Origin of the sequence: Mastigocladopsis repens PCC 10914 (genome assembly GCF_000315565.1) — a bacterium.
Lineage (GTDB): Bacteria > Cyanobacteriota > Cyanobacteriia > Cyanobacteriales > Nostocaceae > Mastigocladopsis > Mastigocladopsis repens.
Genome location: NZ_JH992901.1, coordinates 5,106,427 through 5,131,449 on the forward strand (window position 1 = coordinate 5,106,427; position 25,023 = coordinate 5,131,449).

Consider the following 25,023-nt stretch of genomic DNA (forward strand, 5'->3'; position numbering starts at 1 on the left):
ACATATGTGTTGTTCATCTGATTTCACCCCAAACTCCTAATAGTCTGCCAACCCAAAAATGATGGGTAAGCGTAGTTTGTAGTTGGCGCTTTAGCGCTATAGACGCGCAGCGGCTTCTCGCAGAGTAGCGCCAACTACAAACCCAGGACTTACACTCCATCTGTGCTTTAGCGGTCAGAACCTGCTTCTGAGGAAGATGGTGTGGGTTTGAGTCGTTCCCGCCAAGAACGCGCTGGAGGAGAAGAATTTGAGGAGGGCGAGGAGTTGGTTGCAGGGGATGTATACTGTCGCCTACTCCTTCTTGGGGTTGAAGAATCAGATTCTTCTGTTCTATATCGCCGTCGCCGTGAACGATACGATTGTGAGGATGACTCACTCGTGGAATTTGATTCTTCGCTACGATATCGACGATAGCGCCTTCTTGGTCTTGAGGTTTCCTCTTGTTGTTGCTGCTCTTGATAATAGGTTCTCCTATATCTGCGTCTCCTAGACGAACGCTCTCCACTATCATCAGAACTCTGTTGTTGACTTCCTCGTCTATAGGACCTGTTGGAAGTGTCTTCGTCAGATTGTTGGTCACTAGAGGTAATGGGGCGATTCACAATTCGTTTGGGCTTGATGGGTTTCGCCTTGATTGTGCTTTTTCGACCTGTTAGCTTGGGTCTTTCAGGAAACTTTTCAACGGGTATTTCCTTGACCACTTTTTCCATAAACCCATGCCAGGTGTAAGCAGCGCTACTACTGCTACCCCAAGTTGGTTTGTTATCGTCATTACCCAGCCAAACCCCTGTCACCATCTGAGGAATATAGCCAATAAACCACAAATCGCGGGCTTCATCGGTGGTGCCAGTCTTGCCAGCAACAGGTCTATCTAATTGAGCCGCGCGACCGGTACCATTTTGCACCACATTGCGGAGCATCCAGGTCATGATAGCAGAACTGTCAGCATCGATCGCCCGCTGAGATTTGAAGTCAGCAGACCAAATGACCTTTCCTCGACGGTCAAGGATGCGGGTAATACCATGAGGTTCTACGTGCAAGCCTTTCGTTGCAAAGGAACCATAAGCGCTGGTCAACTCCAGCAGATTGACTTCTGAGGAACCAAGCGCCAAGGAATACATGGGTTTGAGTTCCGATTGAATCCCCATTTTGTGGGCGAGTTGGATGGTTGGGTCAAAACCCACTTTCATCAGCACCCTCACCGCAACAATGTTGACTGACTTAGTGAGGGCATCTCTCATGGTCAGCCAGCCTCGATACCCCTCATCGAAGTTTTTCGGTTCATAACCATCTATAAGTAGGGGTGAATCGAGGTAGCTATCGTAGGGGCTTATCCCACTTGCTATAGCAGCAGCATAAACAAACCCTTTGAAGGTTGACCCTGGCTGACGCTGTGCTTGGGTGACGCGATTAAATTGGTTTTTTTCAAAATCTTTCCCCCCAACCATTGCCTTAATTTCACCATTGCGGGGATCAATCGCAACTAAAGCCGCCTGCTTAAAGTTTTCCCAGCGCCCCTCATTTCGCAGCGTTTTTGCCACAGATGCTTCCGCTGCCTTCTGCCAATTCAAGTTCAGGCTGGTTTCCACTGTGAAACCCCCTGCTTTGAGTGCTTCGGGGGAAACATACTTGGGCAATTCTTTTTGGATGTAGCTGATAAAGTAGGGAGCTTCTACTTGCCATCGCTTGGGCAAACTGGGTTTAAGGTTGATTGGTTCTGCGCTTGCTGTTTCTTTTTGGGCTACTGTAATAAATCCATCTTCTACCATCCGCTGCAAAACCAGATTCCGTCGCTGTTTTGCCTCTTGTGCATTCACTTGTGGTGAAAAGCGATTTGGGGCGGGAGGTAATGCCGCAATGATCGCCATTTCACCCAAGCTGAGTTGATCCACAGATTTACTAAAGTAAACCCATGCCGCATCTGCAACGCCGTAAGCCCCAGAACCCAAGTACACCAAATTCAGGTAGCGTTCCAGAATCTCGTCCTTGGACAATTGCTCTTCTATTTTGTGTGCCAGACGAGCTTCCTTGACCTTTCGCCAGACAGTTTTCTCTTGTTTGAGGAAGAGAATTCTTGCAAGCTGTTGCGTGATGCTACTACCACCTTCCACCACGCCTTGCGATCGCACGTTATTCAAAACTGCTCTCACAATTCCTTGGGTATCGACTCCGTTGTGTTGGTTAAACCTTCTGTCTTCTGAAGCGATGAAAGCTTTCTTGAGTTTATCTGGTATTTCCTCTATCTTTAACTGTTCTCTAGTTGCTTCGCCTTGCTGTTGTATTATAGTACCATCCGCAGCTTTAATAGTCAGTGTACGTTCTCGAACAACTGCGCTAAGTTCAGCTTTATCTGGTAAACTTTGGTCTATTGCCCGAATTCCATAGCTAATGGCAATAATTCCACTACTTATCCCCAAGCCCGCCCAAAACCAGTAACGACGATAAAGGGGTTTATGACTGCCAGGAAGTTTGGAAAGTATCTGGTTCAGGAATTGGTTCAGCCTTAAGCCCTTGGTTGGTGATGTCCTCTCATTTGTGGATTCCTCATTCTCGTTATCACTACCAGGGCACGGTCCTGGGTGCTCCTTATCAGCATCAGCATCACTCGACTTTGCTGGTCGTTCCTTGAACCAGGAGGTAAACTTTGCCACGTCAATTCCTCGCTTGAAGCAGTTGCAATCTAACCACCATGAAAATTTTTTAGATTATTGCACCACATCCGTGATAGTATATCACTTTATAAATTATTGGCAAAATATTTATTGGAAGTTTCCGTTTTTTTTATACAAAGTATATATTTAATTATTGTACATAGCAACAGAAGTTGGAAGAATCTAAAACGAACAAAAATACACCCAAAAGCAAAACAGATGGCTTGATGAAAGTTAGTAGTGCAATTGCTCTTGGGAGTAATCTTGGTGATTCTCGTGCCATTTTAGAAGCAGCAATAGAAACGTTAGCCCAAACACCGGGAATTATCTTACAAACCAAATCCAGTTGGTACAAAACCAAAGCTGTGGGACCACCACAACCAGATTACATAAACGGATCTGTGATACTGCGAGTAGAGATGATACCGCAGTTATTGTTAGAAATTTTGTTAAAAATTGAAAAGAAATTTGGGCGCGTACGACAAGAACGTTGGGAACCCCGCACCCTAGATTTAGATTTGTTGTTATATGATGACCTAATTTTAGACACACCAAATCTCCAGATTCCTCATCCGCGAATGCGGGAGCGAGCGTTTGTGTTGGTACCACTGGCGGAAATCGCTCCAGATTGGATAGAACCAATTTCTGGTTATGCGATTAAAGAGCTACTTAAAGAGGTAGACTGTTCTGAAGTACACCTATTGGTGGGCAAGTAATTTGACCAACCATAAGCACAGACAACGGTAATTTTAACATCCTCCGAAAGTGTTAGTTTGTGTATTTTTAAACAACAGAATTTGACTATGCCATTAGGTAGAGAATTACCCCAACTGCTGAAACAGCGCTTGTACTACAAAGGGCGCAAATTTGATTTTGAGGTCAATCGCTTACGATTACCTAACAAATCAGAGGGAGAATGGGAATGCATTCGTCATCCAGGTGGCGCTCTGGCTATACCCGTAACTTCCGAAGGTAAACTAATACTCTTGCGCCAGTATCGTTTCGCGGTTCAGGGAAGGGTGTTAGAGTTTCCCGCTGGTACATTGGAACCAAAAGAAGACCCCCTAGAGACGATTCAACGTGAAATAGAGGAAGAAACTGGCTACCGCGCCCAGAAGTGGCAAAAACTAGGAGAGTTTTTCCTTGCTCCGGGCTATTCTGATGAAATAATTTATGCTTACTTAGCACAAGATTTGGAAAAGCTGGAAGTAGCACCAGCACAAGACGAAGATGAGGATTTGGAAACAGTATTTTTCACTCCAGAAGAACTGGAGAAATCTATTCTGGAAGGAGAGCTTGTAGATGCTAAAACAATTTCTAGCTTTTTCCTAGCTCGTCCATTATTGAATCAGTTGCATTCAAATTTAGAGTCGTAGTAGAGGATTTTCCTACAAAAATTAACCAAGACGGTTCAGATAAGCTCACAGGCTAAAGCCTGGAGCTACCAAACAAAGCCAGCCTCCGCAGGTTTAGCTTGTATAGCTGCACCATGCGCGGGTGACAGCTACCGTTAACTGAACTGTATTACTTCATCAACAGCAACTCCGCTACAAAGTGCCAATTAATCAGGTAAGTCAAATAGTCATCTTTGGAACTTCTCATATCTCCCGCAAAGTCGCTTCCTTAGCCATATTTCGTCGCCTTCCCATCCTATCTTTTTGATCCCATCTTAGAAAGGGAAGAATCTTTAATTTTTAAGCATAACGCATCCTACTTCATCTTAATAAGATGCTCCTACAAGGCTATAAATCAGCGCAGTTAGAACTATCAAAGTAATAAGAACGTATGTAAATTCTCGCTGTCGGATAAAAATAAATAGAGAAATAACCACGCGAATAATTGGAGTAGCCACGAGTAGCAGCAGTCCAAGTTGAATGATACCACGGCGACTACCTGACAAAACGGCTGTCAAAACACCTGCGGGAGAGCGGAAATCGGACGGTTCTCCTTGAAAAAACTGATAGTCTGCTCTTTCAGCACCGTGGCGAATCAAGTACAAGATGCCACCTATTAAAACGACACTGCTAGCAAATATAACGCCATATTTTAGAAAATTACTCAATAACTGCTCAAGTTGAAGTTCACCTAATGTTTTCGTGCCTTCCTTGTTGGCATCAACCTCACAGTCATTAGGGAATTTCGCCACCATGCTGACGCGCTGCTGGGCTAACTCTTGAATATCACTGTCTGGTTTTTTCTCCTGCAATTTGAATCTAATAACTTCACTTTCTAATGGTGTAGATGAACCCCACCAGAAACCAAAACTCGTTTTATTCATTCTAAAGCCCCCCGGTAAAACTGTTGTAGACCATCTTGAACGCCATGACCACTAGCACAAGAGAGAAGATAATTCTCAAAGTCTGAGTTTTGGCTCCTATCAGGACTCGCGCCCCCAAAAAAGCACCAGGCAATACGCCCAACATCACCGGCATTGATAGTCCTGGGTCGATGTAACCACGCGCTAGGTAAACTCCCGCAGAAGCGGCTGCGGTTACGCTAATCATAAAATTGCTAGTGGTTGTAGAAACCTTGAACGGGACACGCATAATTTGATCCATCGCCAAGACTTTGAACGCTCCTGAACCAATACCAAGTAGTCCAGAAAGGACTCCCGCGACTAACATGACGCTAAATCCAGCTGGAACAGAATAAACTTGGTAAGACATCATTCCCTCGGAAGTTGGGTAAGTACTATTGAGTTGGAGATAAGTTCCTAGGGAATCAGGTGGCTCACTTTCAGGGTTTTCAAGTTTAGGTTGTTGTGACAGATAAGCTGAATAAAGTAGAACAACAGCAAGAACGATGGTCAATGCTTTGACAGAAATAAAAGTGGCAATTAAAGCTCCTATTAAAGCTCCTATTGTTGTCGCTACTTCTAAAAACATTCCCAATCGCAGATTGGTGTAGCCTTTTTTAATATATGTAGATGCGGCACCCAAGGAAGTTGCAATGACAGACACCAGAGAAGCACCAACTGCATAGCGGATATCAACTCCAAAGACTGAAGTCAATAAGGGGACAATGACAACTCCACCCCCTAAACCTGTTAGTGCTCCTAAAAAACCTGCGGTAAATGAGCCAATCCAAACGAGTAAAGAAAACTCTAGAATATTCAATTTTTTTCCTCTATCTTTATAAATGATATTAAACTAAAAAAATAAAATATATCTGCTGAAAAATACTTTTTCTTAATCAAGTATTTGTCTATACAAAATTAAGTTCGGGTAATTACTACTTAAGTAGTATGAAAATCTTTGAAAACTAAGACTCTTGAAAGAGCATAAGTCATTCGTTTTTAAGTATAAATTTAAACAATATAGAATAGAAGTTTAGACAAATAACTTTTTCCAATTTCTAATAAACAAAGACAAGCACCGGAAGGGTGAGATTAATTAACAAAGGAGGAAAAACAATGAAAGCAGTTTGCTGGCACGGTACCAACAAAGTCGAGGTCGAAACAGTACCCGATCCAAAAATCATTAATCCGCGTGATGCTGTTGTTAAAATCACGACAACGGCGATTTGCGGTTCTGACTTACATCTTTATGACGGCTACATTCCCACCATGGAACAGGGCGACATCTTGGGGCATGAATTTATGGGGGAGATTGTCGAGCTGGGTAGTGCCGTCAAAAATCTCAAAATAGGCGATCGCGTTGTCGTCCCCTTTACCATTTCCTGCGGATCGTGTTTCTTCTGCCAAAAAGATTTATGGTCGCTGTGTGATAACTCTAACCCGAATGCCTGGATGGCAGAAAAACTTATGGGTCATTCCCCATCTGGTCTTTTCGGCTACTCCCATATGCTGGGTGGCTACGCTGGAGGTCAAGCTGAATATGCCCGCGTTCCCTTTGCCGATGTCGGTTTGTTCAAGATTCCTGATGGACTGCCAGACGAACAAGTTGTGTTTCTGACCGATATCTTTCCTACCGGATATATGGCGGCAGAAAACTGCGACATTCAGCCCGGTGATACTGTCGCCATCTGGGGCTGTGGACCGGTGGCACAATTCGCTATTCGGAGTGCTTACATGCTTGGTGCTGAACGGGTGATCGCAATTGATCGAGTTCCCGAACGCCTGCAGATGGCGAAAGAGGGCAAGGCAGAAGTCCTCAACTATGAGGAAGTCGATGTGGGTGAAGCCCTCAAAGAAATGACGGGTGGTCGCGGTCCCGATGCGGTGATGGATGCAGTGGGAATGGAAGCACACGGCATGGGTCCAGAGGGACTTTATGACAAAGCCAAACAAGCAGTGCGTTTAGAAACTGATCGCCCCCATGTGCTGCGGCAAGCGATCCTCGCTTGTCGTAAAGGTGGCACTGTGTCAATTCCCGGTGTTTACGGTGGCTTTGTAGACAAGATACCGATGGGTGCTGCCATGAACAAAGGTTTAACATTCAAAATGGGACAAACGCACGTTCATAAGTACGTGCCCCTGCTACTTGAGCGCGTCCAAAATGGCGAGATCGATCCATCTTTCGTGATTACCCATCGTCTGCCGCTAGAGCAAGCACCACATGGCTACGAAATTTTCAAGCACAAGCAGGACAACTGCATCAAGATCGTGCTTAAACCCTAAGGAATAGTGTCCTTACAATAGAATTTTGGGGCTACAAAAACAAAACCCGCGCAGGCGGGTTTTTAATTATAAGGAGTTGGTTTAATCTTCACCTATTAACTGCGTTTCTTCTGGAAGTAATGTTGTTTCCTCCGCAGCAGGGGTTTCGCTAACGATGTTTACCTTGGTCAAATGAGGTCTAATAATCACACTCACGCCAATAGCCCAAGCTATGGAAACCATCCAGCCCGCCAGAATATCACTAGGAAAGTGAACCCCTAAGTAAAGTCGTGTCCAGCCAATAGCCAATACGAAGGCGCTTCCTACAATTAGAACTAGCCAGCACCAAATGCTACCCCACGTCAAAATAACCAGAGCTGCTACCAGCGTCATACTTGTCATGGAATGACCGCTGGGAAAAGAGAAGTCCAACTCAGGAGCGAGTGATTCCCAAATTTGGGGACGGACTCGATGCATGAATTCCTTTGCTGTGCGGTTGATGATGGCGCTTCCTATCTCAGTGGTGAGTAGATAGGTGAGCGATCGCCACCGTCTTTGGATAAACAACACCAGCCCTATAACAGCGACAACGGGAAAGACAAACCACTTTGACCCAAAGTGAGTCAGCGTTACGGCAATCACATCCAGTTGCGTCCGTGCTGTGGAATGAATCGCCACGAGAATAGGCACATCCCACGGGAAACCACCTTCATTCTTCCATACCTCCACTGCCAGCAGCCCAAAGATTTGCAAAGGTAAATAAACCCCTATCAAGAGCAACAGTAGAGAATCCCAACGGGCAACGAGCAGTTTTTTGGAGAATTCGAGAAAGGACTGGATGAGCTTGCTCAAATCAGTATTAAACATTTCTAAGAGACTTAAGAGTGTGTGTACAACTAAGTCACATATTGCATCAAGTCTTGAGCAGTGTGCAGCTTCACGGCGATGATTAATCTTTAGTCACAAATAAGAGTTTGATATTTGTATGTACCATGACGCTGGACATTCACTCTCGTTTTGGGTTAAACTACGGTAAATCTATAGATATTTTGGATTTAAGACGATAAGGGGATTGAATTTATCACGCTGACTTCCACCTGAGAGATAAAACACCATCAAACCCTTTACTAGAACAGCAGTATGCACTACTCATTACTACCCCTCTTTAGCTTCTTCGTTGGTATAGTTGTAGGCTTGACGGGAATTGGCGGAGCATCTCTCATCACGCCAATGCTCATTTTTTTATTCCAGGTTCCCCCGTCGATCGCTGTGAGTTCTGATGTTGTGGCTGCTACGTTGATGAAGTTTGTCGGCGGCTATCAGCACTGGCAGCAGAAAACCCTGGATATGCAAGTGGTGAAATGGTTGGCATTTGGGAGCGTTCCGGGATCGCTGTTTGGGGTAGGAATTTTGCACTTCATCAAACGAACAGGAGAGCAGAACCTAGACCACATCCTGCTGAACTTGGTTGGATTGATGATTCTGTTTGTGACCTTGTCAGCACTCACACAACTGTTGCTGTTGACATTTTTTCCAGATTTGAAATTACCAGAACTGCCAAAGTTAGACTTGAAAACGAAGTCGAGCCGTGCTTTAGCAATGAGCGTAGGAGCAATTTTAGGCTGTTTAGTCGGGCTAACGAGTGTCTCCTCCGGTTCGATGTTTGCATTGGTACTGATTGCCTTTTTCCAGCTAGATGCTCGTAAGTTAGTGGGTACAGATATCTCACAAGCAGCGATTTTATTACTTTTTACCTCCCTTGGACACCTGACCTTGGGAACAGTTGACTGGAGTTTGGTATTACCAATATGGTTAGGCTCTGTACCTGGGGTACTTCTTGGTGCTAAACTTTGCCAGCTTGCGCCTCAACGCCCACTGCGGTTTATCATTTACACACTCTTGCTCATGGTGAGTTATAAGTTAGTTTCCCCAGTGTGAGCCAAACAATAAGCTGAATGTTCCTCTTTCATACATGATGAACAATCCCAAGCCAATCAACACAAAAGGAACAGTGGCTCTACCATAACGGCTTAAAATATAGGCGATCGCCGATTGACGAGCTAATAGGTAAGCAATAGCACACCAAACTCCTACCATGAGAAAAAATACGCTCAAAGTCACTCCCAGACTAGCAAAGCTCTTACCAGCAAATAGGGGTATGTAGATACTGATATTGTCACCACCATTAGCAAGCGTTACTGCTGCGACTTTATAAGCCTGGGGATGTAAAAAACTTAAGAGAACAGATACTATGGGGTTACTGTGTGAGGACTGCTTAAAATCACTGGTGAGTGTCTGAACTTCTGTAGTTTCTTGTTCTTTATTCATCAGTTGCTTTAAACCAATTGCTATAGGTAGCAATCCCAGAAATCCAATCCATTCTCGTGGTACTAACAAGCCACCAAAAAACCCTGGTAAGCTGGCAAGGATAATAGCTGCAAAACCAAGGTACTGACCAATCACAATATGCCGTCGTCGGAAATTGGCATCTACTTGTGAGAAAAATAGCAGCAAGATAAGGATATCATCAATGTTGGTGGCAACGAAGGCGATGACACCTTCCGTGAAAGCCGTCCAAAGGTGACTCATGCTCAATGATAAGAAATTATGATGTTATCTAACTAAAAAATTCTAAAAAATAAAATCATCACATATATGTATGAGTGGGTTAGTCTCTGCTATTAGTAGGGGGATAGTTGCCTTCACTGCGACTAATATCGATGACATTATTATCCTACTGTTCTTTTTTTCTCAGGTGAATTCTACCTTCACTCGTAGGGACATTGTTGCTGGGCAATATCTTGGTTTTACAGCACTTGTTATTGCCAGTCTCCCTGGTTTATTTGGTGGTTTCATCTTGCCGCCAAACTGGATTGGATTACTAGGTTTAATTCCTATTGCTATAGGTATCAGCAGTTTGGTAAACCAAGAAGAAGATTCTCCAGAGGAAGCTACAGCAGAAACAGAACAATTAGAAGACTCAGGTTTTGCTAGTTTTCTTTCTCCCGAAACCTATAGTGTAGCTGCTATCACTATTGCTAACGGTAGTGATAACATCAGTGTCTACGTACCGTTATTTGCTAGTGCCGACTTAGGGAGTTTTTTGGTCATCATAGCCGTCTTCTTTCTCCTAATAGGAGTTTGGTGCTATTCGGCATACAAATTAACCAATCAAAAAGGAATAGCTGATATCCTAATTCATTACGGTAATTATCTTGTGCCTTTTGTTTTGATGGGATTAGGTGCTTTTATTGTTTTAAAAAGTGATGCTTTAAATCCAATAAAGCTCCTTGCTAGCTGTCTGTGTTTGGTAATTCTCGTGAAAGACTATAAGTAGATGGTTACAAATCAAGGTAGCTCTTGTTGCCCGTCCTTTGTCAAAGGACAAAGGACAAAGAACTAAATGTAGTACATAAGTTCCATCTGACGTCGTTTCGCTCGTTGCTCACAAACGTCGTGAAGTGTATATTTCTGTAAAACAGAATAAGCTGCTTGACGTGCTTCTTCCCACATCTCCTGAATGACTTCAGTTTCTACTGTTTTAGAAGTGGAAGTTTTATCAGGCACATCAGCGTCTAATCCTTCTATGCAACGGAAAGCATCTAGAAGTGTAATCTTCCGGGGATCGCGTGCTAGAACATAACCACCTTTGACGCCGCGTATGCTTTTAATCAAACCTCCACGCCTTAGTGTCGCAAGAAGTTCTTCCAAATAGCGGTTAGGGATATTTTGTCGTGCTGCTATCTCCCGGATTTGCAAAGATTCACCAGTAAAATAGCAAGCTGCTAACGCTATCAGGGAAAGAATCGCGTACTCGGATTTATTTGAAAGTTCCATAGTCCAGAAAAAATAGACCCATTTAGTTATTACCTGTAATCAAGCTGAATGTCAGCCCAAACAACACAATCAGGGTCACAATTACGCAGGCAATATATTAGAAACCTTATTTTGGTGTAGTTCATTTAGTATAAAGAATACCATTAATAAAATCAACTATATTTTTTCGTCATTTTAATAAATAAAAATGATGAACAAGTGCAAAAGCTTTTTCCACCAAATTTGAACTTAAAACCACACAGTAGGAACCCGGCTATGATTGTTTGGCAACTGGGTGTTGAGTCGGGATACAGAGCAACTGAATTGATTCAAAGTTCTGAGTTCTGACCAGAACTAAGGGTGTAGGGGGATAGGGGTGTAGGGGAAAAGAATTATTGAGGATTAATTTTTCTTCTTCCCCTTATACCCTTACACCCTTACACCCTTATCCCCTTACACCCTTATCCCCTTACACCCTTATCCCCTTATCCCCTTACACCCTGCCCGTAGGGCGTTGATCCCTATAGCCTAAGGTATTGAGCCAAAATCTGTTCAAAGGCATTCGCAATTCGGGTCTGAAACCGCTGTCGGTGTTTGAGCTTCCAAACAGGTTGAACAATTTCTAGCTTTTTACCAGAGCTTCTATCTACCACATGAACTGCGTGAAGTGTAGACAGCTGTATTTCTTTTTTGACCATCAATTCAGGAATTGCAGCTGCACCCACACCGCTTTCAACAACTGCCTTCACCATCTCACTACTGCTTAAGTTGAGAACAACATCCAATTTACCAGGGTCAATTCCCCAATCTTGTAGGGCTTGCTCAAACATTTGCTGCGCTCCCGAGCCTGGTTCCCGCATCACCCAATTTGTACTATGTAGTTCTGTTGGGGAAATTTCTGTCCGCTTAAACCAGGGGTGAGATGTGCCAACCACAATTTGTAGGCGATCGCTCCCCACAACTTCCTGTTCCAGAGAGTTTTTTAAGGAGGCTTTGACTTCTCCTGTCACTAAGCCAAAATCAAAAAGTCCTGTCGCTGTCCCTTCGCAAATTTCTTCTGCATTACCCAACGTACAATCAATATGGATTCCCGGATATTGGCGCTTGAAGTGGCTAATTTTGTCTGGTAACCAGTAGTTACCGATAGTGAGACTTGATCCCAGCTTTAATTCACCCCGTTGCAGATTGTTCAATTCTCGCAAGCCTCGCTCGGTTAAGGAAACTTGGTCAAGAATTTTTTGCGCTTCCAGTTGGAGCAACTTGCCAGCATCAGTAATTTCGATATGGCGACCAATCCTATGGAATAGTTTCACCCCGTATTCTGCTTCCAAGGTTTGAATGGCTGCACTCACAGCTGGCTGGGTAATATATAGCGTTTCTGCAGCACGAGTAAAGTGCATCAGTTCCGCAACTGCTAAAAAAATTCGCAACTGCTCAAGCGTCATTTTAGCTCTTTAAGACTTTTTGGATGTTTAGTCTCACCGCTATAGGCTGACAATCGTCTAAAATTGTACGGTAATTCGATGTAATTAACGTAGTTAAAATTCAAATTTCCCTGACATATTGAGCTTCAACTTATCTGCTTCAGCGTAATTAAAAAGAGAAAGTCAAGTAGTATCAGTGGCGACTTCATAAGTACGTTCCTAAATTAATACTGAGTTATAAATAAAACTATCCAATTCTTTCATGGTCAACCTTACCACAAACTCTACTCTTATGAAACTGAAGTCGAAAATAATTAAACTTCTTGCACTCATTCATCCATCAATAGAGAAGAACGGAGAATGCAGAACGCACGGCTGGCAGTATTTCTCCTAATTTGTGAGAGCCTAGCTGCGGTTCTCCCCTCACAAAAAATCGATAATGTAGAAAAGGAAAGTTAACTTTTCTGGAATAAGATTTGAGTCAGTTTCATCTAGTACATTAAGAAGTTATGTCAATGCAGCTACCATTCAAATTTATGAAGGTTAATGGAGAAAATTCAGAAAAAGAAAAGTCAAAGAAACGTAGTTCAGAAAAAGTGCGGGAGCATTTAGCAAACGAACGTACATATCTAGCATGGATGAGGAGTGGAATTGCCCTGATGGGGTTTGGTGTTCTAATTGTCCGCCTTCGTATCCTCCGTCCTCCTCTTGCACCTCAAGCGCCTGGTAATGGTTGGAAGTTAGGTTTAGCCTTTTCATTAGTTGGTCTGCTAACGGTACTGCTTTCAAACCAGCATTACCTTGCTGTGCGCCGCGACATCGACGAGGATACCTACGAACCAGCAGACCGATGGGTCATCCTCTCCAGCCTCGCTGTCATACTTCTTGGAATTGGGGTTGTCTATTATGTCTTTACAGTTCCTCTAGACTCGTTAAACACAGTCATAGTTGAGTAATGAAGTTGGGTGTGGGTTGTAGGGTAGGATGTAGGGCCTAGTGAGAGGAATAGTGGCATTTTCTCCACATCCCCAGAGGCACAAGACATTGTGCTCCTACCTCTACACCCGGCACCTTATATTAAGCATTGTTACAATTAAATAGTAGGCTCTGGCAGATGCCACCATTGCTAGAGCAATTTCTGTATTACCTGATGTCGGCTCTCTAGGATAGTTTTTCCGGGGTGGTTGAAGCCTGCTTCCTCTATACTCATTCCAATGGACTCTTTGATAGAAGCGGCTGGTTTGTCACTGATCGCCCCTGAGTGTTGGGGAATCTCATTTAAGCAAACTATAGGAATCCGTCCGGCTAACTCTGTGATCTCTTTTGCTATCCGCATATGGTGACTCCGAGAGTGTCTAAATGTAATACATTGGACCCTGCTGGAAGCGAGCCTCTCTTTGCTGACACAAATCTTGAAGTGTGTAGCTTCGCAAAACCTCAACACAGGCGGTGTTGGCTTGCTCCCAGATTTCATGAACCAAATTCCTTTCCAAAGAGGGAGTAACAGAGGATTCTCTCTCTTTGCGTTCACCTTCCACAAAAGTGACAATCTCCAGCAAAGTAATTTGCCAAGGTTCACGAGCTAAAACGAAGCCTCCTCTCGAGCCACGATGACTCTGCACCACACCTGCTCGCCGCAAACTGGTAAGAATTTGTTCCAGATAACGCTCGGGTATGGGTTGCTTCGTAGTGATTTCACTCATAGTTAGAGGGGTTTTCTTTCCCTTGTTGCTTGCCAGTTCTAAAAGTGCCAGCAGCGCGTATTCAACTTTGGAAGACAGATCCAAAAGAGCGTAGTTTTGGCTATTCAAGTCCGTACTCACTATACTACTAATAGTCGATAAAATTAACGTATTTTTATGTAAAATTATTTTTTATGGCATTGTTCGGATGTGGTAGCATCCAACTGACTACACATAAAAAATCATAATTTTATCGACTTACCGTAGATTATCTAACACAATTCCCACAAATGACTTCATCGATCACAGGACTTACGCATCAGGCTTGTTTGTTAAGACTGGGTGTGGGAGAGCTAGCGCTGTACAGCGCTGTACGGAGATACCCTCCCTTATGGGAATGGCGTTGTGAGGTGTAGTGCTGATGCACATTAAATTTGCAGACAGCATCCTCTCAGGATGATTATGGGAACTGGCTATCCCAATGCCGTACCTTATGAATTACTTATGAGCCTCCCTAAATCGGAACAAAGAATGCTGCTAACTGATTTGCGAACAATCTATGAGCGTGACCCAGCAGCGCGTAACTGGCTGGAAGTATTGTTCTGCTACCCAGGTCTTCAAGCCATACTCTTCCATCGAGTAGCACACTGGCTTTATAAAATGGAGATTCCCTTCATACCTCGGTTTATCTCCCATATCAGTCGGTTTTTCACTGGGATTGAAATTCACCCTGGCGCTAAGATTGGCAAAGGAGTTTTCATTGACCACGGGATGGGGGTGGTCATTGGCGAGACAGCAGTGGTGGGGGACTACAGCCTGATTTACCAAGGAGTTACCCTAGGTGGTACTGGAAAACAGACAGGGAAACGCCATCCCTCTTTAGGCAATCATGTCGTTGTGGGAGCAGGTGCTAAGGTATTGGGCAATATTTGTATCGGGGATCATGTCCGCATTGGAGCAGGTTCGGTAGTGCTGCGAGATGTACCTAGCAACACGACCGTAGTCGGTGTTCCAGGGCGTGTCACCCGTCAGGATGAGGAGAGGACCGATGTTCTGGCGCACAATAAACTGCGGGATGTGGAAGCAGAAGTGATTCGAGCCTTATTTGAACGCGTCAAAGCTTTGGAGCAACAGATTGATCAGTTGGAGGCACAGCCCTCTTTGCACGCAATACAGGATAGCAACATCCAAATGGACAATGGCAAGTGCAATAGTGATTTGGTCATTGAAGAGTTTTTGGATGGGGCGGGAATTTAGTTTTAGCAACTTCATTAAAAGTGACAATAACAATGCAAGTATCGGTAAATAGGGGCGTATTTTTGTGGCTTTAAACTATTAGTAACCATATCAAACCCTGATGGTTGCGTTTTTTGAAGATAAGCAAGGCTTGCTCTCAAAGCCTTGTACAAATTGGGTTGTGAGTTTTCGGACAAGTCTAATTGATAGCTGCCCTGACATAAGTAGCAATTTTCATAAAGGCGGGCAAAGCCCTTAACTTTTCAATACCATAGTGCGCCGACGAGGATAGGGTGTATGAGAAGATATGCCTAGCCATGAGGCGCATAGCAATTGATTGATATCTTGCTTTAATTGCTCGATTAGTATATATTTCTAATAAGAAAAAAATGTATTGATTGTCACTTTTTCATCTATCTCCAGGACCATACTTGAGGAAGTTGAAATACACCAATTGCCTTTTAGGGCTGTGGTGTTGAGTTAAGAAAAGCTTTCTAGAGTTGTTTGGGGGATGCAAGACAGTAGAACGATGTGGCGATGCCTACGACTGTTGTTAAATGTATGGGTGCATAGTTATGGATTACTATCGGGAACAGACAACATATATCGATAAAGGTGTTTTAGCGCAGCGCTTTCTCAAAGAAATCGGTTTTCTTCACTCTGGGCTATCGTTAACTCAAGTTTATTCGACTATCAGCATCCGGTTCTTTGCATATGGTAGACAAACTGTGCGGATGCTTCTGGGGGAATGACCCAAGTTTTCTTTCACCAAGGCTTATAGCAATTTGCATTTCGATGGAATACAACTTCTTGTAAGGGCGTAAGCGCAAAGCGCAGCCTCCGCCAACGCGCAGCGTGCCCTTCCTTCGGGCATACAGCTGTTCGCGCCTACAGATGTACCTCACTCAGTCGAAAACTGCTGCAAATTTGTTTTTTTCCGTTTGGCAAATCGTTTCAGTAGATGCACGTGAGGACAAACCATTTATGTCAAATGCATCATCAAACCAAGCGCAGCAAACAAATTCTCCTTCCCTTGGTGTACTAGTTGCGTTATTTGCAGGGATTGGAGCAACAGCTTTCGGTGGAGCAATCCCCACCCACGTTTTGCCTTCTTGCTTAAAGCGAGGTTGGCTGACAAACAGTCAAAGCTTGGAAGCTTTAAATTGGTGTCAAAACCTTCCGGGAAATAGAGGTACGAATCTTTCAGCATATCTAGGATATTGCTGGCGAAAAACTCAAGGAGCAATACTGGCAACACTTGCTCTGGTGCTACCTGGATCGATAGCGATACTGGTGGCATCAAGGCTGCTATCAGAGCTCCCCCAACAGATCGTCCAAGCATCTCTAACAGCAGTTACAGCAGCCAGTATTGGACTAATTTTGGAGTTAACCTGGAAGCTGGCTAAACCTACTATCACTAACTACATTCGATTTCTAGTGGCGATTGCTACGTTTATTCTAGTAGGAATTTTCAGAATTCCTATTCCCTTGGTTTTAGTTGTAGTTGTGCCCTTTGCTTGGCATTTGAATAGCAAAACTCAAAAAAATAACTGATTTTGCAGCCGATGCACGTCTTACTTGATCTATTTTTCACATTTGCTTATTTGGGTTTAATTAGCGTTGGGGGTGCAAGCGCTGTCATCTCAGAAATGGAACGCCAAGTTGTCATTGTCCACGGGTGGATGAGTCATCAAGCTTTCGTCGAAGCTTATGCACTGGGGTTGCTGGTACCTGGACCGAATATGCTTCATGTTGTACTCATCGGCGATCGTGTGGCTGGTTTACCTGGGGCAATAGCTTCTGGGCTAGGGGCGTTTGGTCCTACTTCATGTGTGTTAGCAAGCATAGCCTGGTTAATAAAACAACCGAACCCTCCTGCCTGGATAAAGAAATTTCATGCTGCTTTGGGTCCGGTTACGATTGGTTTGATGTTGGCAACTGTTTGGAATCTTGGCAAGGATATAGTATTCCTCAAGGATATATTGAGCGCTGTCATCTGCTTTTTAGCACTACTCTTGTCGGTTCGGGGCTTACTAAATACAGGCTGGATAGTACTGTTGGCATTGCTAACAGGAGCAATTAAGGGTTTTTTTTCCAATTAACTCTTATGGAATTTAGGAACGATTATTTATTTACATTTTTTGCCTTAAAACGCAGCGGCCACCATGCTGTTATGGTTTGGCTAGCTTATCACTTTAATCTGCCTATCTTTGTTTTGAACAATATAACACCTTATACAGATCCATACTTGACTACTGGGTTTTACAATAGCTGGGACAAGGAATCAGACTGGTTGGTTCACATTGAAGATGTTGAACAAATTCGGAATTTACATAAGCACTGTTTAGTGAGTGGTGTTCTGGATTTTAATATCACCAGACTCGTGGATGGAAGAGATGTTATCTGGGAACGTCAAAGAACTATTGGTGAAAGCTTGAGGCTTTTTAACATTTTAGTCCTAAGAGATCCATTCAATATGCTGGTTAGCCGTTGGTACAAAGCTGGTCCAGTTCCTAAATTAATAGATGATTCAGAAATTTTAGATACGTGGGAAATTTACGCCGAGGAATATCTGGGAATAACTAATTTTTTAACATCCAAGATAGCGGTCAACTACAACTTATGGTTTTCAAGTATTGACTACCGTAAACAATTATCTGCACAGTTTGGGCTTTCTTTCACAGATGCTGGACTTAATGTTGTTCCAAAGGCAGCAGGTCATGGAAGTAGTTTTGATAGAACTTCTTATGATGGCAGAGGAAACCAAATGAAAGTGTTAGAACGATGGAAAGTTTGTCAGCAAGATAAACGTTTCTGCGAAGTATTTCGAGAGCGACACAAATTAGCTAATCTTTACCGAAAAATTTTTCCTATCGATTCAGAAATTGAGTCATTTATGCAGATGATTGGAATTTAGATAAAATTCAAATAAAGTAAGCAGAATCACAAGTCCTATTACAAACAGGAAATACAAAGTATGAGAGTTAAAGGGGTAATCTTGTGGCTTACAGGTCTTAGCGGTGCTGGTAAAACTACGATTGCTAGAGGGATAGAATGCGAACTTAAGGCACGTAATTGTTTAGTTGAAGTCTTAGATGGTGATGAGATTAGAAGCCATATTTCAAAAGAACTAGGATTTAGTAAGGAAGATAGAGAGATTAACATTCGCCGCATTGGTTTTGTAGCAAATCTGCTGAGTCGAAATGGAATTGTGGCAATTGTGGCCGCAATTAGTCCTTACCGGGCTATCCGTGATGAAATTCGGATGAACACTGAGAACTTTATAGAAGTTTATGTTGATGCACCACTTGAAGTTTGTGAGGCGCGAGATGTAAAAGGTCTGTACGCTAAGGCTCGCTCTGATAAAATAAAGAATTTTACGGGAATACAAGATCCCTATGAAGCTCCCATTAACCCAGAGATCATCTGCCACACTACAAAAGAAAGTATCGAGGAATGTATTAATAAGGTTATTGCTGAATTAGAGCAACTAGATTACATTCCAAAACGCACAGGCACTAGATTGTCAAACCATGATGAGAAAAATACTATGATGTTAGCCCTAGATTCAGTTTAGTATCCTACCTGAATAAATTGTCCTAGGTGTCACAATTCTCATGTTGTCAAGAACGACCTATTTTTTTGAAGAATTCATAAAAAATTCTTACTTTCTTATTGCCCAAAAACTAAAAAAATATAGGTTCGGAAGGATGTTGGAACAAAATTAGTAATTTTTTTAGAAAAAATCCGCTGTTTGGATGAGATAAAATGACACATATTATTAGTGCAGAAAATTCATTTTTTCAGTTACCTATTAGAGAATCAAAACCACGTAATAATGGATTGACAATACTAATAGATAATGGCATACCCACACAGTATTTTTGGGATATTGTTAATAGTTTTAGTGAATTAATTGATTTGATAAAATTTGGGTGGTGTACTTCTGTCGTTTCCCAAAATATTCTTAACAAGATAGAGTCTGCTTCATCCAGAGGCATAAATTTTTTCTTTGGAGGAACATTTTTTGAAAAAGCAGTAAAACAAAAAAAAATAGATTTTCTTTATGAGTATTTTAAGTATTACAATTGTCAATATATAGAGATATCAAATGGAATAATAGCTTTAACAAATAGAGAAAAGGCAAAATATATTTCAGATTTTTCTAAAGAATTTAAAGTTTTGAGTGAGGTAGGGTACAAAGACTATCAAACATCTCTTACATTATCTTCTGAGCAATGGATTGAATATATTCAAGAAGATTTGGAGGCTGGATCGGTAAAAGTCATTTTGGAATCTCGAGAGAGTGGTCGAAGTGGAATTTGTCTGGCAAACGGCGAGATAAGATATGAACTGACGAGCAAAATTATCAATTCAGGTATAAATACTAAAGATATAATTTTTGAGGCTCCCAACAAGGATATGCAAGTCCACTTTATTAAAGAGTTAGGTGCAAATGTAAATTTAGCTAATATTTCATTTAATGATATTATTAGCTTGGAAACTTTGAGGCTTGGTCTAAGAGCAGATACGTTGAATTTCTTTGAAGGTAAGGAAGCTTGACCAATAAAAGCAAAAGCATAAAGAATTAAGGATGAAACTGTATGTAATACCAACAAGAGGGAATCGGAAACTTTTGAATACCCAGTAGCGGCTCTGGTGTTCGATAAAGTTTATAGTCCACTCTTGAGACTTACAGGGCAGGGAAGGTTCTCGCCTACACGAGTGTAAACTTCATCAAAGTTGTATCAGTATTTCTTCATTAACGGCTACTTCTGGATTCTTCGACGTGGTGAAGGATATTTGGTGTACAGGGAGTTCAGCTATCCTTGCACTGAATTCTACTTTGGAATGCCAATCTTTTGCTTTGGACAAGTTCAAGACGCTTGAAAGTAAAGTTTAGTCTGAAACGTTATCAAGATAACGGCTAATCAGTCAAGGTCAATAACTAGCAGATTGGACTTCCAATCTTATTCCAAATGCAGCTAATGTCAATTCACAGTGGAGGTATCCTATGTACACGCAACAACTAAGTTTAATGTGGGATAAAGCATCTATTGCAAAGAACGAAGGGTGGAAAGTTTCTCTCACACCTGAAGTATTAGATGAAGTAAGAAGAGAGTTGGAGTTTCTTAGAAAAAATGGGAAGACATGGGAACAATTCGTTAATGGAAGTTACCAAATTCCGTACCCTGCAATAAGCAATTTTTCTAATCACCTATTAGATTTGTTATTTGGAAAATTTGGCGTGGCGTTAGTCAATGGTTTGGATCTGAAGAGCTTTTCACATGAAGAAGCAAGGCTGCTGTTGCTTATGATTGGAAGCAACCTAGGTTCTATAATTAGACAACAAAGGATTTTGCACGATATTCGTAATACAGAAAATGACAGACAAAGGACTTTTAAAACTCTAGATTTTTCTAAGAGCAATCTTAGCAGTGGACTTCATACTGACAGTAGCCACAACATTAATATAATGCCTGATGTTGTTGGTCTTCTTTGTGTACAGAACGCTCGTCAGGGAGGGGATACAAGGATTTCTAATGCCCTTAATGTTCACGAGATTCTGAAACAAAATTCTCCAGATATCCTCAAATGTCTTTACCAAGAATTTATTAGAGAGTCACGATGGGAGGGAAAGGAGCCTTCTCTACAGGAACGTTTGTCCAACAGTATTCCAATTTTTTCTTACGGATTGTTTACTGACGGTCTAAGTTTTCGTTACTCAAAGTACCGCCTATATAGACCTTATGAATTAGGAGTAAAAACTTTATCTGCTCAACAAAATGAAGCGTTAGAATGTTTAGAAACAGTACTCAATAGCCCTTCATTAGTACACACTTTTACTATGCTACCAGGACAAATTTTGTTTACAAATAACCACATTCTTGCTCATGAGCGTACTCCTTTTGTGGAATGGGATGAGCCGAGTAAACGACGTCACATGGTTCGTATGTGGGTAAAACTGAGCCGTCGTGGCTCAGTTCTGTCAAGGTGAGTCTTTGGGCAGGACGACCTGCAATAGGGTTCGGATAAGCCCCACAGGCTAAAGCCTGGACGGCAGTTTGCACACTCGGGGGAACCCCCCTCCGGGTATGCCTTCGGCACGCCTGACAGCGAACGCCAGCCGCCAAGGCGCGGGAAACCAGCCTGCAGCGCTGGACTCACCGCAACGCACTGCCTCGGCTATACGAACCGTATTGGGACGACCTGGGTCGCCACTTGACAAATTGAGGCAAAAACAGTGGCTGAAGCCCTCGTAAAACTCTGTGAGCAATTTCCCAGATTCAACAAGCACTTTTAGGTTGACAACCAACTCAGTCTATTTGTACAGGTATTTCATAATTCGGAACTGCTGAGACATAAATTTTGGGATAGTCTAGCTATCGGCATGGGTGATGAAATCTACTTATACCAATTCCCCATGAAGATGCACTTAATATTTAGCAAAGAGATTAGGTAACATCCTTGGTGTAACAAATCATAGATAATCAATTATTAAGTGCAAGTTTACAGAGAATTGATATTACAGCCCTAAAACTTGAAGGTAGTCCGGATTGTTCCTACAAAAATGCTATCGTTGTTGTCGTTGTGTTCTGGATTGGTAATAATAAATAAGCCAGGGGTAATAGCGATATTATCTGTGACTTGTAATCGATAGAAACCCTCTATATGCAAAGAGGTGTCCTTATCATCTACCAGACTACTTGATGTGACTTTTGGCGGCATACCGATGACAATCCCGGCTAGATTACCTTCTCCTCCCAAGTCTGGAAAAGCTAGAGTTATAGCATAGTTCAAGATATCTGCGCTATCATTACTAACCTCCGACTGTGCAAATGAGTAACCTAACCAACCAGAGACAGTAAATTGAGGGCTCACTCGCCAGCTGCTTTCTAAGCCAAAAGAATCTGCTGAAGTCGCAACATTACCAAAGGGTCTGATGGCATTGGCACTACCTGTACTACCTGTAAGGTTGACACCACTATTGCTACCTCCCGCATTGTAGGAGTGAACGTAAGTCAAGCCTATGTCTAAATTTTTAATTGGCTCAAAGATGAGTTGTGCCAAAGCGCCGTAGTTACCATCAAAAAGCCCATTTTTATCAGCAGGATCTTCAGGATCGCGAACCATATAGGCTAAATCGAGACTAGCGCGCTTGCTAAACTGATAATTGATAACTAACCCTGTACTGCCAACAGCTCGGTATATAGGGTTAAACCGCCCAAAGCGGGAAATGCTACCATTACCGGAGCTTTCTAAGGGGCTTAACGTTTCCACAAGATGATTCAATTCAGTATTAGCAGCTGAAACGGTGACTCTCATCTTATCGCTTAACGGAAACTGATAGTACAAGTCATCTAGCCCAAGGTCGTTGTCTTCATCTCCATCAAATCCCAAACGAGTCATCCTAGTACCTGTGACACTACCCTGAAACTCAGTTATATTTCTGGCTTGCAAACGGGTTCTTAGACGGTCTTTGCCAGTAAAGCTTGTATCAAAATTCAAACGCACGCGATTGGCAAATATGATGTTATCTTGCAAATCTGGGTTGTTATTTGGATTGTTGTCTCTATCAGATGCATCATCACCAAAAACACCAGCTACTGCAAAGATAGCTTCACCATTGAGTTTTGTGGTGGTAGAAAACTGATTTGCCTCCAGTTCAGCAGTATGGGCTTCTAGGCTATCTACACGACCGCGCAGGGTAGTCAGTTCTGCAGAGAATTCTTCTTGTAAGCGCTGCAAGGTAGATAGGTCTTCTTTTCTGACTAAGTCAGAAGTAGCTGTGGCAACCAGTTCGTTCACCCGATCTAAACAAGCATTCAAACCTGCTGCGAATTCATAACGAGTCAAAGCACGGTTACCGCGATAGGTACCATTGGGATAACCAGCAATACAACCATAACGCTCAACCAAGGACTGCAATGCTTGGAATGCCCAGTCTGTGGGCTGTACGTCAGAAAATTGAGAAACGGATGTGACTTGACCGAGGCTATGGGATTCTTGCGACAATTGGTCAACAGAAGTCACTTGTTGGCTGACTTCACTAGCTAAGGCACTGTTAGCAGCGAAAAATGTAGCAGCGAAAACTACTGGACTAAGGAGAAATTTCCAGTATAGTTTGGTCATGGTTTTTGTCTTACTCACACCTAAATTCGGTTTTATGATTTTGGGCATTGCAGATTTAACGTGAGTTCAACAGAGCTTTGAAAGGGTGTATCTTAAATAGCGGTTCTCATTTATGTTGAATACAGTTCTTTTGGGATGGGCGTCTCGCCCGTCCAGGATTGGGGGCGGGTAAGATGCCCACCCCACAAGAAAATCAGATTATCATCCATTCAATTGAACCGCTATATCATGCTTTGCTGCAAGCTGTACCCTGATGATTTCCTTGGCAGACTGTTTTCATCGAACTCGCGTTAAGTTAAGAACAGTTCATGTTCTCAGCGTAAGGGAATGAACCCTGCCTTGTCGACAATCTGCTGACCTTCTTTGGACAGTAACATATTGGCGTAGGCTTCCCCTGCTAGTTGATCGACTGTGTTGTCCTGGCGAAACACAATAAACAGACGCCGGGTGAGGGGGTAAGTGCCATCCCTCACTGCGGTAGCATTAATCCGCTTGCCATCATTTACGACGGGTTGCACATATTCTTGGGAGTTACCTTTAGCAATAGCAAGGAGGCGGATTGTTTTTTGACCAATAATTATTGAGTTTCCTCCAAAGGAAATTCCCCCAGGGGTAGAGGCAACCTGACGAATAGAATCAGTGGCATCACGAATGAACTGCACCCTGGGACTTATTTGCCCAGCTTCTTTCCCGAAAAGCTCATTGAATAAACCGGTAGCCTTAGGGTCCCTAGCAAAAGGTATGATCGGCACATCCGGTCCTCCCACTTGCTTCCAGTTGGTTAATTTACCTTTATATATGTCTTGAAGTTGAGCAACTGAAAGTCCAGGAATGGAGATGTCTGGATGGGTAAAGAAAACAAGCGCATCTAAAGCCACTGGCATTTGCTTTAGCCCAAAGCCCCGTTCTTGAGCCTTGCTATAATGAGCATCATCAAGAGATGTTCCGTACAGAGTAAAACTCAGTTGACCATTGAGCAGCATAGCTATACCCTTTTTGCCACCAGGGTTACCGTCTTTCGGTTCAGTGAAGCGGAGGCGAAAATTGGGGTGAGCATTGGTGACTGCTTCGTTCAAACCTTCAGCAGTCAGAGATGCAAAGATGCCAGCACCACCATAGTTAAATGTACCTTCTGGTACATTCGGTATCTCTTTCATAGAATTGTAAAGTTTGACATCAGAGGAGATATTCTGATTGCTGTCACTCGAACTGTAAACTCCAATATCCTCGGACTTGTTTACACTGCTGACAGTGACGAACAAACAGTACATTAACCAACTGAAAAGCAGGAACACCATACCAGAAAGAAGCCGAATTATCCAAGGTGTCAACAGCCAATCTGTCAAAGTTTTAGGCTCAGGGTTGGCGACCTTGTTGCTGTCTCGTATCAGAGAAACATTTAGGGGTTTACCGCACTTCACACAGCGTTTAGCTGTGGCAGGATTTGTATCATAGCCACAATGGTTACATACTATAACCTTTTGATTATTCGATTTGTCAGGCTCCATCTTAATTCTCCCAAG

Annotated in this window: 25 protein-coding genes and 1 pseudogene; 15 read left to right on the top strand and 11 right to left on the bottom strand. The window is 42.8% G+C overall.

The features are described 5' to 3' along the window. Positions 1 to 167: 167 nt before the first annotated feature. The gene (locus MAS10914_RS0124705; RefSeq protein WP_017318626.1) at positions 168 to 2,651 is read right to left on the bottom strand and encodes a transglycosylase domain-containing protein; all 2,484 of its coding nucleotides are present in this window, start codon (positions 2,649 to 2,651) and stop codon (positions 168 to 170) included. 227 nt (positions 2,652 to 2,878) lie between these two features. Here MAS10914_RS0124705 and folK point away from each other — a divergent pair, with 227 nt between their 5' ends. Together folK and MAS10914_RS0124715 are read left to right on the top strand one after the other, a co-directional pair. After that, on the top strand, positions 2,879 to 3,367 hold the full coding sequence (gene folK / locus MAS10914_RS0124710) for a 2-amino-4-hydroxy-6-hydroxymethyldihydropteridine diphosphokinase (protein ID WP_026082790.1): 489 nt from the start codon (positions 2,879 to 2,881) through the stop codon (positions 3,365 to 3,367). An 87-nt stretch (positions 3,368 to 3,454) separates the two neighbouring features. After that, positions 3,455 to 4,027, top strand: coding sequence for an NUDIX hydrolase (locus MAS10914_RS0124715; protein WP_017318628.1), 573 nt, complete (start codon positions 3,455 to 3,457; stop codon positions 4,025 to 4,027). Positions 4,028 to 4,371: 344 nt separating this feature from the next. Here MAS10914_RS0124715 and MAS10914_RS0124720 read toward each other — a convergent pair whose 3' ends face one another. Both MAS10914_RS0124720 and MAS10914_RS0124725 read right to left on the bottom strand, forming a co-directional pair. Beyond that, on the bottom strand, positions 4,372 to 4,929 hold the full coding sequence (locus MAS10914_RS0124720) for a DUF1634 domain-containing protein (protein WP_017318629.1): 558 nt from the start codon (positions 4,927 to 4,929) through the stop codon (positions 4,372 to 4,374). A 1-nt stretch (position 4,930) separates the two neighbouring features. Beyond that, positions 4,931 to 5,767 carry a sulfite exporter TauE/SafE family protein gene (locus tag MAS10914_RS0124725; RefSeq protein WP_017318630.1) on the bottom strand — a complete coding sequence of 279 codons (837 nt, stop codon included), beginning with the start codon at positions 5,765 to 5,767 and terminating at the stop codon, positions 4,931 to 4,933. Positions 5,768 to 6,063: 296 nt separating this feature from the next. Here MAS10914_RS0124725 and MAS10914_RS0124730 point away from each other — a divergent pair, with 296 nt between their 5' ends. After that, a complete protein-coding gene (locus MAS10914_RS0124730; RefSeq protein WP_017318631.1) occupies positions 6,064 to 7,230 on the top strand; it encodes a zinc-dependent alcohol dehydrogenase in 1,167 nt (388 codons plus the stop codon). An 81-nt stretch (positions 7,231 to 7,311) separates the two neighbouring features. Here MAS10914_RS0124730 and MAS10914_RS0124735 read toward each other — a convergent pair whose 3' ends face one another. Continuing rightward, on the bottom strand, positions 7,312 to 8,076 hold the full coding sequence (locus MAS10914_RS0124735) for a phosphatase PAP2 family protein (protein WP_017318632.1): 765 nt from the start codon (positions 8,074 to 8,076) through the stop codon (positions 7,312 to 7,314). 273 nt (positions 8,077 to 8,349) lie between these two features. Between MAS10914_RS0124735 and MAS10914_RS0124740 the strand changes: the two genes are divergently transcribed. Further along, positions 8,350 to 9,147, top strand: a complete 798-nt coding sequence (locus MAS10914_RS0124740; protein WP_017318633.1) for a sulfite exporter TauE/SafE family protein — start codon at positions 8,350 to 8,352, stop codon at positions 9,145 to 9,147. Here the strand turns inward: MAS10914_RS0124740 and MAS10914_RS0124745 are convergent. Beyond that, positions 9,130 to 9,798: a cadmium resistance transporter gene (locus MAS10914_RS0124745; protein ID WP_017318634.1), complete on the bottom strand. Its 669-nt coding sequence runs from the start codon at positions 9,796 to 9,798 to the stop codon at positions 9,130 to 9,132. The genes MAS10914_RS0124740 and MAS10914_RS0124745 overlap by 18 nt on opposite strands. Before the next feature lie 70 nt (positions 9,799 to 9,868). On the opposite strand from MAS10914_RS0124745, the gene MAS10914_RS0124750 reads away from it, so the two are divergent. Continuing rightward, complete coding sequence (locus tag MAS10914_RS0124750; RefSeq protein WP_017318635.1) at positions 9,869 to 10,546, top strand: cadmium resistance transporter; 678 nt, start codon at positions 9,869 to 9,871, stop codon at positions 10,544 to 10,546. Positions 10,547 to 10,608: 62 nt separating this feature from the next. Here the strand turns inward: MAS10914_RS0124750 and MAS10914_RS0124755 are convergent, their stop codons facing one another. Together MAS10914_RS0124755 and MAS10914_RS0124760 are read right to left on the bottom strand one after the other, a co-directional pair. After that, positions 10,609 to 11,046: an RrF2 family transcriptional regulator gene (locus MAS10914_RS0124755; RefSeq protein ID WP_017318636.1), complete on the bottom strand. Its 438-nt coding sequence runs from the start codon at positions 11,044 to 11,046 to the stop codon at positions 10,609 to 10,611. A 500-nt stretch (positions 11,047 to 11,546) separates the two neighbouring features. Next, positions 11,547 to 12,470, bottom strand: coding sequence for a LysR substrate-binding domain-containing protein (locus MAS10914_RS0124760; RefSeq protein ID WP_017318637.1), 924 nt, complete (start codon positions 12,468 to 12,470; stop codon positions 11,547 to 11,549). Between the two features lie 494 nt (positions 12,471 to 12,964). Here MAS10914_RS0124760 and MAS10914_RS0124765 point away from each other — a divergent pair, with 494 nt between their 5' ends. Then, a complete protein-coding gene (locus MAS10914_RS0124765; RefSeq protein ID WP_017318638.1) occupies positions 12,965 to 13,405 on the top strand; it encodes a YidH family protein in 441 nt (146 codons plus the stop codon). A 126-nt stretch (positions 13,406 to 13,531) separates the two neighbouring features. Here the strand turns inward: MAS10914_RS0124765 and MAS10914_RS0124770 are convergent. Further along, a pseudogene (locus MAS10914_RS0124770) lies at positions 13,532 to 13,785 on the bottom strand (cysteine synthase A); the annotation flags it as partial. A 19-nt stretch (positions 13,786 to 13,804) separates the two neighbouring features. After that, positions 13,805 to 14,272, bottom strand: coding sequence for an RrF2 family transcriptional regulator (locus MAS10914_RS0124775; RefSeq protein ID WP_156818236.1), 468 nt, complete (start codon positions 14,270 to 14,272; stop codon positions 13,805 to 13,807). 390 nt (positions 14,273 to 14,662) lie between these two features. On the opposite strand from MAS10914_RS0124775, the gene cysE reads away from it, so the two are divergent. From cysE to MAS10914_RS34635, 9 genes are all read left to right on the top strand, one after another. Beyond that, the gene (gene cysE / locus MAS10914_RS0124780; RefSeq protein ID WP_026082793.1) at positions 14,663 to 15,388 is read left to right on the top strand and encodes a serine O-acetyltransferase; all 726 of its coding nucleotides are present in this window, start codon (positions 14,663 to 14,665) and stop codon (positions 15,386 to 15,388) included. Positions 15,389 to 15,942: 554 nt separating this feature from the next. Next, positions 15,943 to 16,119: a hypothetical protein gene (locus MAS10914_RS34630; protein WP_017318641.1), complete on the top strand. Its 177-nt coding sequence runs from the start codon at positions 15,943 to 15,945 to the stop codon at positions 16,117 to 16,119. Positions 16,120 to 16,351: 232 nt separating this feature from the next. Continuing rightward, a complete protein-coding gene (locus MAS10914_RS0124790; protein WP_033366519.1) occupies positions 16,352 to 16,921 on the top strand; it encodes a chromate transporter in 570 nt (189 codons plus the stop codon). 11 nt (positions 16,922 to 16,932) lie between these two features. Continuing rightward, positions 16,933 to 17,469, top strand: a complete 537-nt coding sequence (locus tag MAS10914_RS0124795; RefSeq protein WP_017318643.1) for a chromate transporter — start codon at positions 16,933 to 16,935, stop codon at positions 17,467 to 17,469. A 5-nt stretch (positions 17,470 to 17,474) separates the two neighbouring features. Then, positions 17,475 to 18,284 carry a hypothetical protein gene (locus MAS10914_RS0124800; RefSeq protein WP_017318644.1) on the top strand — a complete coding sequence of 270 codons (810 nt, stop codon included), beginning with the start codon at positions 17,475 to 17,477 and terminating at the stop codon, positions 18,282 to 18,284. A gap of 51 nt (positions 18,285 to 18,335) precedes the next feature. Further along, the gene (gene cysC, locus MAS10914_RS31005; RefSeq protein ID WP_269635095.1) at positions 18,336 to 18,944 is read left to right on the top strand and encodes an adenylyl-sulfate kinase; all 609 of its coding nucleotides are present in this window, start codon (positions 18,336 to 18,338) and stop codon (positions 18,942 to 18,944) included. Between the two features lie 191 nt (positions 18,945 to 19,135). Further along, a complete protein-coding gene (locus tag MAS10914_RS0124810; RefSeq protein ID WP_017318646.1) occupies positions 19,136 to 19,930 on the top strand; it encodes a phosphosulfolactate synthase in 795 nt (264 codons plus the stop codon). Between the two features lie 451 nt (positions 19,931 to 20,381). Further along, positions 20,382 to 21,365, top strand: coding sequence for a TauD/TfdA family dioxygenase (locus MAS10914_RS0124815; RefSeq protein WP_017318647.1), 984 nt, complete (start codon positions 20,382 to 20,384; stop codon positions 21,363 to 21,365). A gap of 97 nt (positions 21,366 to 21,462) precedes the next feature. Then, positions 21,463 to 21,630 (top strand): hypothetical protein, encoded by a 168-nt coding sequence (locus tag MAS10914_RS34635; protein WP_156818237.1) that lies wholly within the window; start codon positions 21,463 to 21,465, stop codon positions 21,628 to 21,630. A 271-nt stretch (positions 21,631 to 21,901) separates the two neighbouring features. On the opposite strand, the gene MAS10914_RS0124820 is transcribed toward MAS10914_RS34635, so the two are convergent. Together MAS10914_RS0124820 and MAS10914_RS0124825 are read right to left on the bottom strand one after the other, a co-directional pair. Further along, positions 21,902 to 23,500 (bottom strand): iron uptake porin, encoded by a 1,599-nt coding sequence (locus MAS10914_RS0124820; RefSeq protein WP_017318648.1) that lies wholly within the window; start codon positions 23,498 to 23,500, stop codon positions 21,902 to 21,904. A gap of 314 nt (positions 23,501 to 23,814) precedes the next feature. Beyond that, a complete protein-coding gene (locus MAS10914_RS0124825) occupies positions 23,815 to 25,008 on the bottom strand; it encodes a substrate-binding domain-containing protein (protein ID WP_017318649.1) in 1,194 nt (397 codons plus the stop codon). Positions 25,009 to 25,023 lie beyond the last annotated feature (15 nt).

What these genes read in the sequence shown, in the direction of transcription:
- MAS10914_RS0124765 (WP_017318638.1), top strand. Translation starts at nt 12,965, where the DNA reads ATGCAGCTACCATTCAAATTTATGAAGGTTAATGGAGAAAATTCAGAA.
- MAS10914_RS34635 (WP_156818237.1), top strand. Translation starts at nt 21,463, where the DNA reads ATGCCTTCGGCACGCCTGACAGCGAACGCCAGCCGCCAAGGCGCGGGA.
- MAS10914_RS0124720 (WP_017318629.1), bottom strand. Translation starts at nt 4,929, where the DNA reads ATGAATAAAACGAGTTTTGGTTTCTGGTGGGGTTCATCTACACCATTA.
- MAS10914_RS0124735 (WP_017318632.1), bottom strand. Translation starts at nt 8,076, where the DNA reads ATGTTTAATACTGATTTGAGCAAGCTCATCCAGTCCTTTCTCGAATTC.
- MAS10914_RS0124825 (WP_017318649.1), bottom strand. Translation starts at nt 25,008, where the DNA reads ATGGAGCCTGACAAATCGAATAATCAAAAGGTTATAGTATGTAACCAT.
- MAS10914_RS0124820 (WP_017318648.1), bottom strand. Translation starts at nt 23,500, where the DNA reads ATGACCAAACTATACTGGAAATTTCTCCTTAGTCCAGTAGTTTTCGCT.
- MAS10914_RS0124810 (WP_017318646.1), top strand. Translation starts at nt 19,136, where the DNA reads ATGACACATATTATTAGTGCAGAAAATTCATTTTTTCAGTTACCTATT.
- cysE (WP_026082793.1), top strand. Translation starts at nt 14,663, where the DNA reads ATGCTGCTAACTGATTTGCGAACAATCTATGAGCGTGACCCAGCAGCG.
- MAS10914_RS0124715 (WP_017318628.1), top strand. Translation starts at nt 3,455, where the DNA reads ATGCCATTAGGTAGAGAATTACCCCAACTGCTGAAACAGCGCTTGTAC.
- MAS10914_RS0124760 (WP_017318637.1), bottom strand. Translation starts at nt 12,470, where the DNA reads ATGACGCTTGAGCAGTTGCGAATTTTTTTAGCAGTTGCGGAACTGATG.
- MAS10914_RS0124730 (WP_017318631.1), top strand. Translation starts at nt 6,064, where the DNA reads ATGAAAGCAGTTTGCTGGCACGGTACCAACAAAGTCGAGGTCGAAACA.
- MAS10914_RS0124755 (WP_017318636.1), bottom strand. Translation starts at nt 11,046, where the DNA reads ATGGAACTTTCAAATAAATCCGAGTACGCGATTCTTTCCCTGATAGCG.
- MAS10914_RS0124790 (WP_033366519.1), top strand. Translation starts at nt 16,352, where the DNA reads ATGTCAAATGCATCATCAAACCAAGCGCAGCAAACAAATTCTCCTTCC.
- MAS10914_RS0124750 (WP_017318635.1), top strand. Translation starts at nt 9,869, where the DNA reads ATGAGTGGGTTAGTCTCTGCTATTAGTAGGGGGATAGTTGCCTTCACT.
- MAS10914_RS34630 (WP_017318641.1), top strand. Translation starts at nt 15,943, where the DNA reads ATGGATTACTATCGGGAACAGACAACATATATCGATAAAGGTGTTTTA.
- MAS10914_RS0124815 (WP_017318647.1), top strand. Translation starts at nt 20,382, where the DNA reads ATGTACACGCAACAACTAAGTTTAATGTGGGATAAAGCATCTATTGCA.
- MAS10914_RS0124740 (WP_017318633.1), top strand. Translation starts at nt 8,350, where the DNA reads ATGCACTACTCATTACTACCCCTCTTTAGCTTCTTCGTTGGTATAGTT.
- MAS10914_RS0124795 (WP_017318643.1), top strand. Translation starts at nt 16,933, where the DNA reads ATGCACGTCTTACTTGATCTATTTTTCACATTTGCTTATTTGGGTTTA.
- folK (WP_026082790.1), top strand. Translation starts at nt 2,879, where the DNA reads ATGAAAGTTAGTAGTGCAATTGCTCTTGGGAGTAATCTTGGTGATTCT.
- MAS10914_RS0124745 (WP_017318634.1), bottom strand. Translation starts at nt 9,798, where the DNA reads ATGAGTCACCTTTGGACGGCTTTCACGGAAGGTGTCATCGCCTTCGTT.
- MAS10914_RS0124800 (WP_017318644.1), top strand. Translation starts at nt 17,475, where the DNA reads ATGGAATTTAGGAACGATTATTTATTTACATTTTTTGCCTTAAAACGC.